General features: G+C 70.1%; 16 protein-coding genes and 2 pseudogenes. 9 read left to right on the top strand and 9 right to left on the bottom strand.

Annotated elements, in window-relative coordinates:
• Positions 1 to 75: 75 nt before the first annotated feature.
• The 5 genes and pseudogenes from ABRP24_RS00525 to ABRP24_RS00505 all read right to left on the bottom strand — a co-directional run.
• Positions 76 to 225, bottom strand: a pseudogene (locus tag ABRP24_RS00525) (DivIVA domain-containing protein); the annotation flags it as partial.
• A 12-nt stretch (positions 226 to 237) separates the two neighbouring features.
• A pseudogene (locus ABRP24_RS00520) lies at positions 238 to 330 on the bottom strand (DivIVA domain-containing protein); the annotation flags it as partial.
• 65 nt (positions 331 to 395) lie between these two features.
• Positions 396 to 740 (bottom strand): hypothetical protein, encoded by a 345-nt coding sequence (locus tag ABRP24_RS00515; RefSeq protein ID WP_071405928.1) that lies wholly within the window; start codon positions 738 to 740, stop codon positions 396 to 398.
• Between the two features lie 146 nt (positions 741 to 886).
• Positions 887 to 1,717 carry an alpha/beta hydrolase fold domain-containing protein gene (locus ABRP24_RS00510; protein WP_349849602.1) on the bottom strand — a complete coding sequence of 277 codons (831 nt, stop codon included), beginning with the start codon at positions 1,715 to 1,717 and terminating at the stop codon, positions 887 to 889.
• A gap of 92 nt (positions 1,718 to 1,809) precedes the next feature.
• Positions 1,810 to 2,475 (bottom strand): hypothetical protein, encoded by a 666-nt coding sequence (locus ABRP24_RS00505; RefSeq protein WP_349849604.1) that lies wholly within the window; start codon positions 2,473 to 2,475, stop codon positions 1,810 to 1,812.
• Positions 2,476 to 2,532: 57 nt separating this feature from the next.
• Here ABRP24_RS00505 and ABRP24_RS00500 point away from each other — a divergent pair, with 57 nt between their 5' ends.
• The 3 genes from ABRP24_RS00500 (at position 2,533) to ABRP24_RS00490 (ending at position 4,482) form a co-directional block, all read left to right on the top strand.
• Entirely contained in the window at positions 2,533 to 3,564 is a 1,032-nt protein-coding gene (locus ABRP24_RS00500) for a putative sulfate exporter family transporter (protein WP_349849606.1), read from the top strand.
• Between the two features lie 76 nt (positions 3,565 to 3,640).
• Positions 3,641 to 4,252 (top strand): hypothetical protein, encoded by a 612-nt coding sequence (locus tag ABRP24_RS00495; RefSeq protein ID WP_349849608.1) that lies wholly within the window; start codon positions 3,641 to 3,643, stop codon positions 4,250 to 4,252.
• Positions 4,252 to 4,482, top strand: a complete 231-nt coding sequence (locus tag ABRP24_RS00490; RefSeq protein ID WP_071245067.1) for a helix-turn-helix transcriptional regulator — start codon at positions 4,252 to 4,254, stop codon at positions 4,480 to 4,482. Before ABRP24_RS00495 ends, ABRP24_RS00490 begins: the two co-directional genes overlap by 1 nt.
• Positions 4,483 to 4,562: 80 nt before the next feature.
• On the opposite strand, the gene ABRP24_RS00485 is transcribed toward ABRP24_RS00490, so the two are convergent.
• From ABRP24_RS00485 to ABRP24_RS00470, 4 genes are all read right to left on the bottom strand, one after another.
• The gene (locus ABRP24_RS00485; protein WP_138801848.1) at positions 4,563 to 5,639 is read right to left on the bottom strand and encodes an ABC transporter permease; all 1,077 of its coding nucleotides are present in this window, start codon (positions 5,637 to 5,639) and stop codon (positions 4,563 to 4,565) included.
• Positions 5,636 to 6,517, bottom strand: a complete 882-nt coding sequence (locus tag ABRP24_RS00480) for an ATP-binding cassette domain-containing protein (protein ID WP_349849610.1) — start codon at positions 6,515 to 6,517, stop codon at positions 5,636 to 5,638. Before ABRP24_RS00480 ends, ABRP24_RS00485 begins: the two co-directional genes overlap by 4 nt.
• 341 nt (positions 6,518 to 6,858) lie before the next feature.
• Positions 6,859 to 7,575, bottom strand: a complete 717-nt coding sequence (locus tag ABRP24_RS00475; protein WP_349849612.1) for a response regulator transcription factor — start codon at positions 7,573 to 7,575, stop codon at positions 6,859 to 6,861.
• Positions 7,557 to 8,828, bottom strand: coding sequence for a sensor histidine kinase (locus tag ABRP24_RS00470; protein ID WP_349849614.1), 1,272 nt, complete (start codon positions 8,826 to 8,828; stop codon positions 7,557 to 7,559). The genes ABRP24_RS00475 and ABRP24_RS00470 overlap by 19 nt, the downstream gene beginning before the upstream one ends.
• 127 nt (positions 8,829 to 8,955) lie before the next feature.
• On the opposite strand from ABRP24_RS00470, the gene ABRP24_RS00465 reads away from it, so the two are divergent.
• The 6 genes from ABRP24_RS00465 to ABRP24_RS00440 all read left to right on the top strand — a co-directional run bounded on the left by ABRP24_RS00465 (position 8,956) and on the right by ABRP24_RS00440 (position 12,919).
• Positions 8,956 to 9,141: a hypothetical protein gene (locus ABRP24_RS00465; RefSeq protein ID WP_194626503.1), complete on the top strand. Its 186-nt coding sequence runs from the start codon at positions 8,956 to 8,958 to the stop codon at positions 9,139 to 9,141.
• Positions 9,141 to 9,323, top strand: a complete 183-nt coding sequence (locus tag ABRP24_RS00460; protein ID WP_152376810.1) for a hypothetical protein — start codon at positions 9,141 to 9,143, stop codon at positions 9,321 to 9,323. The genes ABRP24_RS00465 and ABRP24_RS00460 overlap by 1 nt, the downstream gene beginning before the upstream one ends.
• Before the next feature lie 1,039 nt (positions 9,324 to 10,362).
• The gene (locus ABRP24_RS00455) at positions 10,363 to 11,358 is read left to right on the top strand and encodes an alpha/beta fold hydrolase (protein WP_349849616.1); all 996 of its coding nucleotides are present in this window, start codon (positions 10,363 to 10,365) and stop codon (positions 11,356 to 11,358) included.
• Positions 11,355 to 11,894, top strand: coding sequence for a DUF5819 family protein (locus ABRP24_RS00450; protein ID WP_349849618.1), 540 nt, complete (start codon positions 11,355 to 11,357; stop codon positions 11,892 to 11,894). The genes ABRP24_RS00455 and ABRP24_RS00450 overlap by 4 nt, the downstream gene beginning before the upstream one ends.
• An 89-nt stretch (positions 11,895 to 11,983) precedes the next feature.
• On the top strand, positions 11,984 to 12,649 hold the full coding sequence (locus ABRP24_RS00445) for a class I SAM-dependent methyltransferase (RefSeq protein WP_349849620.1): 666 nt from the start codon (positions 11,984 to 11,986) through the stop codon (positions 12,647 to 12,649).
• A gap of 102 nt (positions 12,650 to 12,751) precedes the next feature.
• Positions 12,752 to 12,919, top strand: coding sequence for a hypothetical protein (locus tag ABRP24_RS00440; RefSeq protein WP_194626511.1), 168 nt, complete (start codon positions 12,752 to 12,754; stop codon positions 12,917 to 12,919).
• Positions 12,920 to 12,954: the final 35 nt, after the last annotated feature.

Raw genomic sequence — 12,954 nt, 5'->3', positions numbered from 1 at the left:
ACCTGCGTCCGCAACGCACGCCGCGCCTCCAGGCGGTCACCTGCACCGCAGGTGACCGCTTCAGCGGGCGCCGTGCTGGCGCAGTGCGACGACGACCTCGTCGAGGAAGTCGTCGACCTGCCCCTGGTCGTACCCCTCGCGGAACTTCGTCGGCTGGAACCGGACCGCTGCGACCTGCTCCGGTGTGAGCGGGTCGACGGGGCGTCGCTGCTCGTACCCGGCCAGGGTGGTCTGGATCCGGTCGAGGAACGCGTCGACCTCGCTCTGGTCGTACCCCTCGCGGAACTTGGTCGGCCGGAACCGCTTGTCCGCCACCTCTCGTGCGAGCATGTCCTCCCCCTTCTGCTGGCGCCTCTCGTAGCCCTGCCATGGTGTCACGGACGGGTTGCCGCGGGTCAGAGCTGCGGTGAGCGCCTGCCGAACAGCGCGTCGAGGAACCGCGAGAACCGCGACTCCGGCTCGTGGGGCGTCTCGATCGAGCGGGTCGGGGAGCGGAACGCCAGGTCGTGCAGCATGTTCCGCTTCGATCCGTCCCAGTTCGCGAACAGGTAGGTCCCGCCGATGAAGGACATGCTCCGGACCGGCGTGCGCTTCCACGAGTCGGCAGCCACGTAGTACCCGGCGTGGCCGGCGCGGATGTGCTGGATCACGGTGTCCACGTCGATGACACCGGTCGGTGTCACGACGGCGGTGATGCCCGTGCGGTCGCGGGCGACGTACTCGATGAGGTGTTCGGTCACGATGGAACTCTTCGTCACGGTGGTGAGGCGCCACGGCAGGGAGCGTGGCGAAGGGGATTCGGAACCGCCGTTGCTTCCGTTTCCAGAGTACGTCCGCGATGGGCGTGCCGTTCCCGGATGTCCGCCGTTCGCAGGCGGATGAGCGTTCAGTGGATGGCGGTCCCGGTGGCCCACTCCGCGATGTGTTCGATCGCGTCGTCGAAGTCCCGCGTGCCGGGTCGGTTGAGGAACGCGTGACGGCTGTCCGGCAGGACGTGTCGTTCGACCTCGCTGCCCGCGGCCTCGAGCTCGTCCGCGAAGCGTTCGCCCGAGGCGCGCATCACGTCCCGCTCGGCGTCGATCACCAGGGTTCGGGGGAACCTGCCGAGGTCGTCGGACGCCGGGTAGACCGCCGTGGGGTGGCCACCCGCGTACGCCCGGTTGCTCAGGTCGAGCAGGAGCGGCGCGTGCGTGAGACGCCGGTGTCCTCGGACGAGTCGCTGCACCGTCCGGTCACGGGGGAGCCGGGCGTGGAAGAACCCGTAGGTCAGCACGAGGCCGGCCAGTGGCGGGGCGGTCGCGACCGCGGACGCCGCCAGGCACGCACCGGCGCTCGCCCCGCCGAGCAGCAGGCCGGACGGTGCCTTGTCGTGCAGGTGGTGGAGGACAGTGACGATCTCGTCCCGCGCGTGGGGTGCCCGTCGTCGCCCACGTGGTCCACCCCGGCCGAGCCAGGGCAGTCCGGGCAGCGGTCCGAGGCGATAGTCCACGGTCACGACCGGCAGGCCGCGCTCGGCGAGTGCCCGTGCGACGGCGTCGGACTCCGGCAGCTCGAGGTCGCCGCGGAAGAAGCCGCCGCCGTGCACCCAGACCAGGGTCGGGGTTCCCGTGCCCCCGCTCCGGTCCAGGGGCCGGTAGCGCCTGATGGGGACCGGCCCGTGTGGTCCGTCGATCCGTTCATCGGCGACCTCGATCGTGTCCTGGTGCTTCCCCCGCATGGGAGCAGTGTCGCAGCACGCCGCACCACCGCAACCTTCACCTGGGACGACGAGACCGGCCGGGTCGAGATGACGGGCGACACCCCGCCCGCTCAGTGATGGTCGGCCGGCGCGGAAGGCACACCGAGTTCCCGCTGCAGCGTGCGGAGGACCCGCACGAGGGTGTCGAGCTTGTCCGGTCCGGCCTCGAACCCACGTCCGAGGGCAGACCGCGGCTGCACGACCACGTCGTCACCGTCGGTCGTGGTGATCCAGACGCCGAAGTCGGCACGCTGGCCGCGGGACTCCCTCGTCGCGATGGAGAACCGCCGGATGCGTGCCCACGGCAGGTCGAACACCGGCGCGTCCCGTGACGGTGCCCACGCGTGCAGGCCGAACTCGTCGACGGTCCAGACCTCCGGGCGGGGCTTCGGGAAGTCGTCGGAGGTGCGCAAGCCGGACGTCAGCACGGGCAGGTGGAACCGAGGTGCCCGGCCCGCTCCGATGCGCGCGAGCGTCCGGCGGTCGCCTCGCCCGGCGGACAGCGTCGACGCGGCCAGCAGCAGCCCGAACCCCGTGACCACGATCGGCCACAGCACGAACGACCCCTGCGTCCGGGCACTGTCGATGCCGCGCAGGAAGTCCGGGAACGCGAACTCGGCGACGAGCGCGGCGAGCCCCACCGCCGTGGTGACGACCGCCGCGAGCAGCACCGGCCCCCGCTTCGGCATCTCCCCGTCGCGCAGCCGCTGCACCCACCGTTCCCCGGAGTACTCCACCGTGCCATCCTGCCCGTCGCGGTCACCGATCGGCCGCGGGCGCGACATGCTGTTCACATGCAGTCCGTCCGTGCCGCCGCACCCGGTGTCGCCCTCGCCGTGGCGATCGGCATCGTCGCCACCCTCGTCGGGCGGGTCGTCCCGGTGGTCGGCGGTCCCGTCCCCGCCGTCCTGATCGGTGCCGTCGTGGGGTGGCTCGTCCGGCGTCGCACCGGTGGCACGCTCGCCGCGCTGGCTCCCGGTGTGAAGTTCTCGTCCAGCCGGGTCCTGCAGTTCGCGGTGGTCCTGCTCGGCGCGCAGCTGTCCATCGGCGAGGTCCTGCGCATCGGCGGTGAGACCCTGCCGGTGATGCTCGCGACGCTCGTCGTCTGCCTGGTGGCCGCGTGGGGGATCGGCCGACTGCTCCGGGTCTCGGGCGCACTCCGCACCCTGATCGGCGTCGGGACCGGCATCTGCGGTGCCTCGGCGATCGCCGCCGTGACACCCGTCATCGGCGCGGTCAGTGCGGACGTCGCCTACGCGATGTCGACGATCTTCCTCTGCAACATCGCCGCCGTCTTCGCCTTCCCGCTGCTCGGGCATGCTCTGGGCCTCAGTCAGCACGCCTTCGGCGTCTTCGCGGGCACCGCCGTGAACGACACGTCGTCCGTCGTCGCCACGGCGACGGTCTACGGCCGCCAGGCGACCGACACCGCGGTCGTCGTGAAGCTGGTGCGCACCCTGATGATCATCCCGATCGTCATCGGGCTGGCCGGACTGGAGGCCCGCCGCGCCTCCCGCGAGCAGCTCGCCCCCGCCTCGGGGCCGGGTCGCGGGTTCCGGGTGTTCCGGTTGGTGCCGTGGTTCCTGATCGGGTTCCTCGTGGTGGTGCTGCTCCGGACGGTCGGGGTCCTGCCCGCGTCCGTGGCGCCGGGGTTCGCGACGGCAGCCTCGTTCCTCATCACGGTGGCGCTCGCCGCGATCGGTTGCTCGACGGACTTCGCGGCACTCCGCCGCGCCGGGTTCCGGCCGATGCTGCTCGGCATCGCGCTCTGGGTCCTGGTGGCGGGGACGAGCCTGGGGGCGCAGGCGGTCTTCGGCCTGCTGTAGGGGTTGCCGGCACCGGACCTATCGTTTATCGTTGCATCGAAATTCGATGGTATCGATGATCGACAGGGACGCAGTCATGACCACACCCGTCTACGAACCGCCCCGCGGGCGGAACTCCTACCTGGCCTACGTCGTCTCGTGCGCGATCGGCATCGCGATCGTCGTGTGGCGGTACGTCGACCTGCTCGTCCACTCGATCACCTCGGGCACGGTGGCGGTGCCGATCCGGATCCGTGAGACCAGTGCCGTCCCGCAGCCTCCGGGCGGTGCGACCGTGACGTCCGACCAGCTCGTGCTCCGGGCGCCGATCGCCGACGTGCCGGGTGGTGCGATCGGGTACATCCGCATCGGCGACGCCCTGGAGGTCCTGCTCGTCAGCGCCCTCATCGCCCTGGTCGCGGCGGTGGCCTGGAAGATCTCGCGCGGCGGACTCTTCGACCGCTCGACCACGCGGATCCTCGACTGGCTCGTCGGCGCGGTGCTGGCCGCCGGGTTCCTGCCGTCGTTCGTCCGCCGCATGGGGTGGAACTGGGTGGTGTCGGGCCTCGGCTGGGACGGGTACCTGCCCACGCCGGTGGTGGACCACCAGTTCCTGCCCGTGTACCTCGGCCTGCTCGTCGTCGTCTGCTTCCGGTTCGCGCTCACCGCCTCGCAGCGGATGGTGCGGGACCAGGCCGGGCTGGTCTGATGCCCCCGGAACAGGAGGACGGCCACGCGGTCGTCTGTCACCTCGACGACCTGCTCGCCGAGCGGGGGATGACCCTGACCGAGCTCGCCGACCGCGTCGGCGTGACCGTCGTCAACCTCTCGGTGCTCAAGAACAACCGGGCTCGCGCGATCCGGTTCTCCACCCTCACCCGACTGTGCGAGGTGCTCGGCTGCCAGCCGGGCGACGTCTTCTCGGTGCGCACGGATTGACGACGGAAGGCCCGCCCGACGTGAGCTGATCTGCTCACGCTGGGCGGGCCTCCTGGCCGTACCTGACGGATCTGCCGGCGTCAGCCGCGCAGCGCCTCGGACAGCTTCACGCGACTGCCGGTGCGGAGCAGCGCGTTCTCGTAGACGCGGGCGCCGATGACCACGACCGCGACGACCGAAGCGGCGACGATGACGAGCGACAGGATCGGCTCCCACCACTCGGCGGTCCCCAGGAAGATCCGCATGGGCATGCCGATCGGGGCGCTGAACGGCACGTACGACATGATGCCGAGGATCGTCGGGTTGTCGTAGGCGACGATGATCAGGAAGTACGGGATCATCACGAGCATCATCACCGGGGTGGTGACGCTGCCGACGTCCTCCTGGCGGGAGACGAGTACGGCCGCCGCGGCGAACAGCGACGCCAGGAGCACGAACCCGATCGCGAAGAAGCCGATGAACCACAGGATGCTCGGGCCGAGCATCGCGAACATGTTGTCCTGCCCGGTCACCGCCAGCGTGACGATGGCGGCGACGGCCACCGCGACGATCTGCGCGAAGGCCATGATGCTGTTGCCGAGCACCTTGCCGGCGAGCAGCGCCCGGGCCGGGATCGCGGACATCAGGATCTCGACCACCCGTGTCGACTTCTCCTCGACGACACTCTGCGCGATCGACTGGCCGAACGTCACCGCCGACGCGAAGTACACGACGCCGAACGCGATGGCGATGAGGTAGACCAGGCCACCCGGCAGTGCGTCCGGGTCGAGCAACTCGATGCGCGGGGTGACGCTCAACGCCGAGACGACCTCGGACGGGGCCTCGTCGAGTCCGACGACCTTGTAGCCGAGCGGGTCGTCCGACGGCACGATCGCCGCGTCGACGTCACCCTTGGTCACGAGCCGTTCGGCGTCGTCGACCGATGCCGACTCCGTGACGTCGAGCCCACTGGTGGTCGGCAGCGAGACGCCGGCGACGACGGCGACCGGGGTGGTGTCGTCGGCGGTGGCCTTGCTCACGATCCCGCCGACGACGATCGACGCGACGACCATGCCGATCAGGATGAGCGCCGAGACCACGAAGGCCTTGCTGCGGATGCGTGCCTGGATCTCACGTGCGGAGACGAGCCGCACGGCCTGCACGAAGGAGTTGTTCATCGGACGACCTCCCGGAAGACCTCGCTGAGCCGCGGCACCCGCGGCGAGAACGACCCGACGGCGCCGTGCTGGACAGCACGCTGCAGGACACGCTGGGCGGTGGTGGCGTCGGCTTCGAAGACCGCGTACCCGCCGTCGAACTCCCGCACGGCCACACCCGGCTCGTCGCGGAGCCAGGCGACGTCCCCGTCGACCAGCAGCTCCCACGCGGCGGGGCCGGCCTGCTTGCGGAGCTCCTCCTGCGGACCGGCGGCGCGGATCGTGCCACCGGCGATGACGACGACGTCGTCGCAGAGCCGTTCGACCACGTCGAGCTGGTGGCTCGAGAACAGCACCGGGACGCCCCGGGCCGCGGTCTCGCGCAGGACCCCGAGCACGGTGTCGACGGCCATCGGGTCGAGGCCCGAGAACGGCTCGTCGAGCACGAGCACCTCGGGGTCGTGTGCCAGCGCGGCGGCGATCTGCACGCGCTGCTGGTTGCCGAGCGAGAGCTTCTCGACGGGGTCGCCGGCGTGTGTGGTGAGTTCGAGACGTTCGAGCAGTTCGCCGGTGCGGGTCGTCGCCGCGCGCTTGTCGACGCCGTGCAACCGGGCCAGGTAGGTGATCTGCTCGGCCACCGGCATCTTCGGGTACAGGCCGCGTTCCTCGGGCATGTAGCCGAAGCGGCGGCGGTCGGCGGGGCGGACAGCGGTGCCGTCGATCGAGACCGAGCCGGCGTCGGCCTGGAGCACGCCGAGCATGATGCGCATGGTGGTGGTCTTGCCGGCACCGTTGCCGCCGACGAAGCCGGTGAGGCGGCCGCTGCCGACCGTGAACCCCACGTCGTCGAGCACCCGGCGGTCACCGAAGTGCTTGGTCACCCCTTCGATGGTGAGCATGTCGTTCCCCTTCGTCGCGACGCTGGTCGTCGCTGCGTCCGACGCTATTGGCCGGGAGGCACGCCCCGCCTCCGCCGCCAGGCGGGACTTGGTCCGGCGGTCGGCTCCACCGCGTGGGGGAGGACCGCGCGTCGACCCGGCTCGGCACGGTGCGCGCTTGGTGCAGATCGGCACGGTGCGGCCCTGTTCGGCTCGTGCGGGTTTGGTCGCTCGGTGCGTCGTACTGGCGGCGCACGGTGCGATCAACGCCGCACTGGCTGAGCGACCCTGCACGGTGCGGGCTGGGTGCGGGTCAGCACGGTGCGGGCTTGTTCGGCTCGTGCGGGTTCGACCCGGCTCGGTCAGCCGGCGACGCCGTGCTCGAACGCCCAGACGACGGCCTGGATGCGGTCGCGCAGTGCGAGCTTCTGCAGCACGTTCGACACGTGGGTCTTCACGGTGGCGTCACCGACGTAGAGCTCGGCGGCGATCTCCGCGTTGCTCAGGCCACGGGCGAGGAGTCGCAGCACCTCGGTCTCCCGCTCGGTGAGCCCGGCGGCGGCGAGCGCGTCCTCGCCCGTCGTCGAAGGTGTCGCGGTCGTGGTGGTCGCCGAGGGCTGCGCCGCAGCCGACGCCGTCGCCCGGCTGATCACCCGGCGTGTGACGTCCGGCGCGAGCAGGGCGTCCCCGGCTGCGACGGTCCGGACCGCGTCGATCAGCCGCTCGGGGGAGGCGTTCTTCAGCAGGAACCCGCTCGCTCCCGCCTCGAGCGCCTGGAACAGCGCGTCGTCGCTGTCGAACGTCGTGAGGATGAGCACCGCCGGCGGGGCCGGCAGCGCCGCGATCCGTCGCGCGGCCTCGAGTCCGTCGACGCCCGGCATCTGCACGTCGAGGCAGACCACGTCCGGGTTCAGCTCCTGCACGGCCTCGACCGCCCGCGCGCCGTCCGAGGCTTCGCCGACCACCCGGAACCCGGGCTCGGACTCCAGGATCACGCGGAACCCGGCGCGGACGAGCTCCTGGTCGTCGGCCAGCACGATGGTCAGGTCGGTCGTGCCGTTCACGTCGTCGGCAGCCATGCGCGCACCAGGTAGCCTCCTCGGGCTCGTGGCCCGATCTCGATCCGTCCGTCCACGGCGGCGACGCGTTCCCGCATCCCGACGTGTCCGAGCCCGCTGCCGGAGGTGCTCCGGGCGGCACGGGCACCGAGCCCGTCGTCCGCGACCTCCACCTCGACGCCGCCGTCCAGGTACCGCAGCCGGACGTCGGCGCGGGCGGTCGGGCCGGCGTGCTTGAGGATGTTCGTCACGGCTTCCTGCACGATCCGGTACGCCACCGCGGCCACCGTCGGCGGCACCGGGCGCACGTCGCCCACGACGACGTACTCGGCGGGGTGGCCGGCCACCCGGGCGGACTGGGCCAGCTCGGCGATCCGGGTGATGCCCTCGGTGCTCGGGCCGTCGCCACCGGCCGCCCCCAGGCCGTCCGCGTCGTCGTCGGAGCGCAGGGTGCCGAGCATCCGCCGGAGTTCCTCCACCGCGGTGCGGGCGCTCTCCTCGACCACCCCGAGCGAGGCGGTGGCCTGCGCGGGGTCGCGGTCGATCGCGCGCCGTGCAGCACCCGCCTGCACGCCCATCAGCGAGACGTGGTGGGCGACGACGTCGTGCAGCTCGCGGGCGATCCGCACCCGCTCGATCGTGACGGCCTGTGCCGCGGACCGCTCCCGCTCGGCGGCGAGTTCGGCGGTGCGTTCCGCGAGCTCGTGTCGTGCGACCGCGGAGGCCCAGGCCCGGTTGCCGGCGTACCAGGCGGCGCCGAAGTAGATGACGTTGATGACGATGTTGAGCAGCGAGATCGCGACGTAGGGCGCCACAGGGGAGTCAGTGTCGTTCGGCAGAGCGTTCGGTGACGCCCACCCGAACGAGATCGCGACGAACAGCCACGCGAACATGCCGCCGATGACGACCCAGCGCACCGCTTCGGCCCGCACCCGGTCAGAACACCACGCACCCACCGTATACAACGCGATGAACAGTGTGACGTTGGTGAGGAACAGCTCTGGGACGTGAAGGAGTTGTGTGCCCGCGAACGCTGCTGCGGACGCGACGGCTGCGGTCATCGGGAACCGACGGCGGAACGCGATCGGTGCGGCATTCGCGGCGACCATGAGCACCGAGAGCCACCAGGGTGCTTGGTCGTCGCCGTAGGCACCGGCCGCGCCGGACAGGGTCGTGGTGAGCGCGAGCGCCGCGGCGAAGCCGACCGCGAGGACTGCGTCGCTGCGCAGCTCGGTCGGGCCGACGGGTAACCGTCTCCATTGCTCTGCCCCCACGGTCGACACGCTAGCGGACCGCGGCGACTGCTTCCGCCCGTTCGTGACATTCGTCACTACACCCAGCCGGTCGTGGACGACAGACTCCCGTTGGGGTCACGACAACCAAACAGAAAAGGGGTGACGCGTGAAGGACGATCGCGTCTTGCACATGGTCGCACAGCGGCTGGCCACGATGCCCGCGCCGGACACCAGCCGGGCGGTCATCGACGTCGAGCGGAACCATCCGGTCCTCGGCACACCGGCGATCGCCTTCTGGGGCGGCGCCACACTCGTCGCGGCGTTCTACGACGCAGGAAGGCAGGCAGGCTGATGTCCGTCCAGATGAAGATCACCGAGATCCTCGACGAGACCGAGTGGGACACGGACAACGCGTCCATCGAGCCGACCCCTCGGCGGCCGGAACTCGGTCTCCCGGCCGTCGTCGCGACGCTCGGCGTCGCGAACGCACTGGTGGCGGCCTACAACAAGGGCAAGGCCGACTGCGGCGGTTGACGTTCGTCGTCCAGGGCGACCCCGATCGGTCAGGGTCGCCTTGGACGATCACGGCACCGGTTTCGAGCGGATGTGTCGGTCGGGGTCGAGTATTTGACGTTCATGAACAGTAAAGGTGAAATCGAGACTCATGTCAAGGCTTCCATCGTCACGACTGCCGAGGACCGTTGCTCCCCGGGCGACCGAACGGACCATCGGCTCGACGCTGTACCGATCCGAGGTGATCGGAGCGGTCCCCGCACTGCTCGCCAGTGCTGAGACTCTCTACAACTCGGCCCGTCGAGCGCCGATGCTCACGGACTGGAGCATCTCCCGCCAGACCTATGCCGGAGCCCCGCGGATCGTGCGGGCCGGCCTCGACCTGGTCGCTCGGGACCGTGTCAACACGGCGATGCACGTCGTCAGGGTGGTCTCGAACGCGACGTTGCTCGTGGCTCCGCCGAAGTGGCGGCTCGTCAGGGCTGCTGCGAGTCTCGCCAGTGGCCTGAGCACGGCGCTTCTCTCGCCGCGCGAGCGGTACGGGAGCGACGGCGCTGACCAGGCCACCGCCGTGGTGCAGATCAGTAACGGCGTGGCACGCCTCGGACAGACGAGACCACGGGTCACCGACGCGGCCGTCTGGAACGTCTCGCTCCAGTCCTGCCTGTCGTACACCGCAGCCGGCTGGATCAAGCTCGCAGGTGGGTCCTGGCGGGACGGCAGCGCCGTCGCCGACATCCTGCGGACTCGTGCTTACGGGAACGAGCGCATGTGGCGACTGCTGGACCGGCATCCGGCCATCGGACGCGCGATGACCTGGACAGTCCTCGGCTTCGAGTGTGCCTTTCCGGTGGTCTACGTCCTCCCACCAGCTGCCGTCCGAGGCCTCATGGCTGGTGCCCTGGGCTTCCACCTCGTCAACGGACACGCCATGGGGCTGTGGCGCTTCGTGTTCGCGTTCGCCAGCATGCACCCGCACCTGACGGCCACCACCAAGGACCGGCGCACGGGGATGTCGACGGCCACTCCCGTGATGGCGGTCGTAGCGACCGGTGGTGCGATGACCGTGTCGGTGATCGCATCGATCCTCCGCCGTCAGCGGGTGCGGAACCAGACCACTATGCAGGTGGACACCGGCGCGCGGCTCGGAGTCGAAGTGGCGCCGGGCGACGACTCCAAGCCGATCGTCGTGTTCGAGAGTGGGCTCCTCGGGCTGCCGGAGCACTACGCCTGGCTCCGCCGATCGCTCCACGAGGCCGGGTACGCCACCGTCGCGTACTGCCGTCCGGGCTACGGAGCAAGCGGTGATGCTGACGGCGGGGACGTGTCCGTGTCACGAGCAGCCATGAACCTCGCTGCCCTGGTTCGCTCCGTCCGCTCGGACCATCCAGGCGTTGTCCTCGTCGGGCACTCCCTCGGCGGCGAGATCGTGCGGCGGGTCGCCCAGACGACGGATGCGATCGCAGGTGTGGTCTACCTCGATCCCACGCACCCGGATCAGCTGAGTCGTTCCGAAGCGCAGCGAGCGACCGTTCGCGACTTCTCCGACAACCTCGCGTCGTTCGACTTCTCGACCCGGTTGTCCCTCGGGACCTTCCTCACCGTCCCTGCGTGGATTCGCACGCTCCCGTCCGACGCTCAGGCGCGGGCTGCCGACCAATTCCGGGACGGCCGGCTCTGGCGCGCTGGTCGGAAGGAATGGACTGCCATGCGCCAGGACCTCGCGCAGGGTGCCGCGGTGGGGCCGAATCCATCGGTTGCGGCGCTGCTGGTGAGCGCAGGGCGGACGCTCCAAGGTGATCCGGACATCCTCGCTCTGCATAACGAGATCATCGACGCTCATGCCGGACACACCCTCGTGCGGAACGTGGTCATCGACGACGTGACACATGACTCGATGTTGACGAACCCCGACCATGCAGCGCGACTCGCGCAGACGCTCCGTACGTTCCTCGACGACCTAGAACCAAGCGCCGCGCACTCCGTGGTGCGCGGCGGTGGAGCGCGATCTGGTTCCGAGTTCCGTCCGGAGTCGCACGAGGAGGCAGTCGTATGATCGCCCCGATGGCGTTCGGGGCGCATCTCGCCGCGACGGTCTTCACGCAGCTTCCCGGCAACGGGTTCGGTCGAGTCCGCGAAGTCGACTTGTTCGCACTCGTACCGAGTTGGAGGTTCTTCGCGCCCAAGCCCGCCACGACCGACTACCACCTCTTCGCGCGCGGCCTCGACGCCGGAGTAACGACGACCGGCTGGATCGACCTCCACCCGCCGGTGGATCGGACGTTGCGGCACGCGGTCTGGTTTCCCGAGCACCGGGTGCAGAAGGCGGTCTTCGACGTCATGACCGATCTGCTCAGTGTGTTCCGCTCTGTGGATGGGCTCTCGGTCAACGAGCAACCGCCCTATCGAGTGCTCGAGGGCTACGTGCGACGTCTCGCGGCTGCTCGTCCCGAACTCGCGGCGTCCGACGATGTCCAGTTCTGCATCGCCACGAGTACGGGATTCGATGAGTCCATCGACCCCGCGGTGCTGTTCGTGTCTCGGCGGATACCCGTTACCGAGCCTGCCGACTCTGCAGCGGTGCGCGCATGACGGACGTGACCGACTACGGGGCGCAGTTCGCGGACATCTACGACGACCTCATCCCGCGAGTGTCGTTCACGGACGAAATGGTGCGGTGGGTGCTCGCGCTCGTCGACGAGGCGGCTCCGTCTGTGCTCGAGTTGGGTGTCGGGACCGGACGCGTGCTCGTGCCGCTCGCTCGAGTCCTCCGCGGGCGCGGTTCGAATGCCTCGCTGGTCGGGGTCGATGCGTCCCCCGAGATGCTTGCGCGTCTCGACGCCACCGCACTCGGCCTGGACGTGTGCGCCGTCACTGCCGACATCCGGGTGTTCCGGACCGAGGAACGGTTCGACATGGTGCTCTGTGTCTGCAACACCATCGGGATGAGCATTGACCCCGGTGCAGAGGCCGAGGTGTTCCTGACGGCCGCAGCCGCGCTGCGGCCGGGCGGAGTGCTGGTCGTCGAGACACAGAACGCAGAACTCGTCCGCGGGTTCTTCGGCCCGGATGGCCCGGGCGCCGTCTTCGCGCCGTACCCCGGGCGCACACGTGGCCTGGTCTCGTTCGGCTCGGTCGTCGATGACGTCTTCCACGCCGATCAGGTCTGGATTGACGGAGACCGCGTGGTCCGACGAAGCGAATCGGTCCGCCTGTCCGACGTAGCCGACCTGATTCGGTGGGCAGATGCTGCAGGGCTGCGACTCGAGGGCCACTACACCGATCTCAGCGGACAGCCGGCGGACCGGCCGTCCGTCCACGACGTCCTCGTGTTCCGGGCCCACTGACCCCACCGGCCGAGGGCGAGGGGCCGAGTCAACCGGCTCGGCCCCGCCACCCGTCCGGCGCTTCGTGCCGGACACCGACCCACCGAACCCAAGGAGAACACGATGACCCTTATCGAGAGCATCACCGAGCAGGCCAGCGTTCACGAAGCGCGAACCTCCCGAGACCGCGCAGCGTTGGTCGACTCGTCCGCCGACGTCGTGATGGGAACCCCGACGTTCTTCTTGGCCGGTGTCGGCGTTGCGCAGCTGATCGTCACCACGCTCGACTGAGCAAGCCACGACCGGGCGGTCCCAGTGGGGCCGTC

The organism is Curtobacterium sp. WHRI 8282 (assembly GCF_040223925.2).
Taxonomy (GTDB): domain Bacteria; phylum Actinomycetota; class Actinomycetes; order Actinomycetales; family Microbacteriaceae; genus Curtobacterium; species Curtobacterium flaccumfaciens.
This window is presented reverse-complemented; position numbering and strand designations above follow the sequence as displayed.

Bases quoted from the DNA above. Each gene is read 5' to 3' on its own strand.
- ABRP24_RS00455 (WP_349849616.1), top strand. From the start codon at position 10,363: ATGACCGTGTCGGTGATCGCATCGATCCTCCGCCGTCAGCGGGTGCGG.
- ABRP24_RS00495 (WP_349849608.1), top strand. From the start codon at position 3,641: ATGACCACACCCGTCTACGAACCGCCCCGCGGGCGGAACTCCTACCTG.
- ABRP24_RS00490 (WP_071245067.1), top strand. From the start codon at position 4,252: ATGCCCCCGGAACAGGAGGACGGCCACGCGGTCGTCTGTCACCTCGAC.
- ABRP24_RS00460 (WP_152376810.1), top strand. From the start codon at position 9,141: ATGTCCGTCCAGATGAAGATCACCGAGATCCTCGACGAGACCGAGTGG.
- ABRP24_RS00510 (WP_349849602.1), bottom strand. From the start codon at position 1,717: ATGCGGGGGAAGCACCAGGACACGATCGAGGTCGCCGATGAACGGATC.
- ABRP24_RS00485 (WP_138801848.1), bottom strand. From the start codon at position 5,639: ATGAACAACTCCTTCGTGCAGGCCGTGCGGCTCGTCTCCGCACGTGAG.
- ABRP24_RS00450 (WP_349849618.1), top strand. From the start codon at position 11,355: ATGATCGCCCCGATGGCGTTCGGGGCGCATCTCGCCGCGACGGTCTTC.
- ABRP24_RS00480 (WP_349849610.1), bottom strand. From the start codon at position 6,517: ATGCTCACCATCGAAGGGGTGACCAAGCACTTCGGTGACCGCCGGGTG.
- ABRP24_RS00440 (WP_194626511.1), top strand. From the start codon at position 12,752: ATGACCCTTATCGAGAGCATCACCGAGCAGGCCAGCGTTCACGAAGCG.
- ABRP24_RS00500 (WP_349849606.1), top strand. From the start codon at position 2,533: ATGCAGTCCGTCCGTGCCGCCGCACCCGGTGTCGCCCTCGCCGTGGCG.
- ABRP24_RS00475 (WP_349849612.1), bottom strand. From the start codon at position 7,575: ATGGCTGCCGACGACGTGAACGGCACGACCGACCTGACCATCGTGCTG.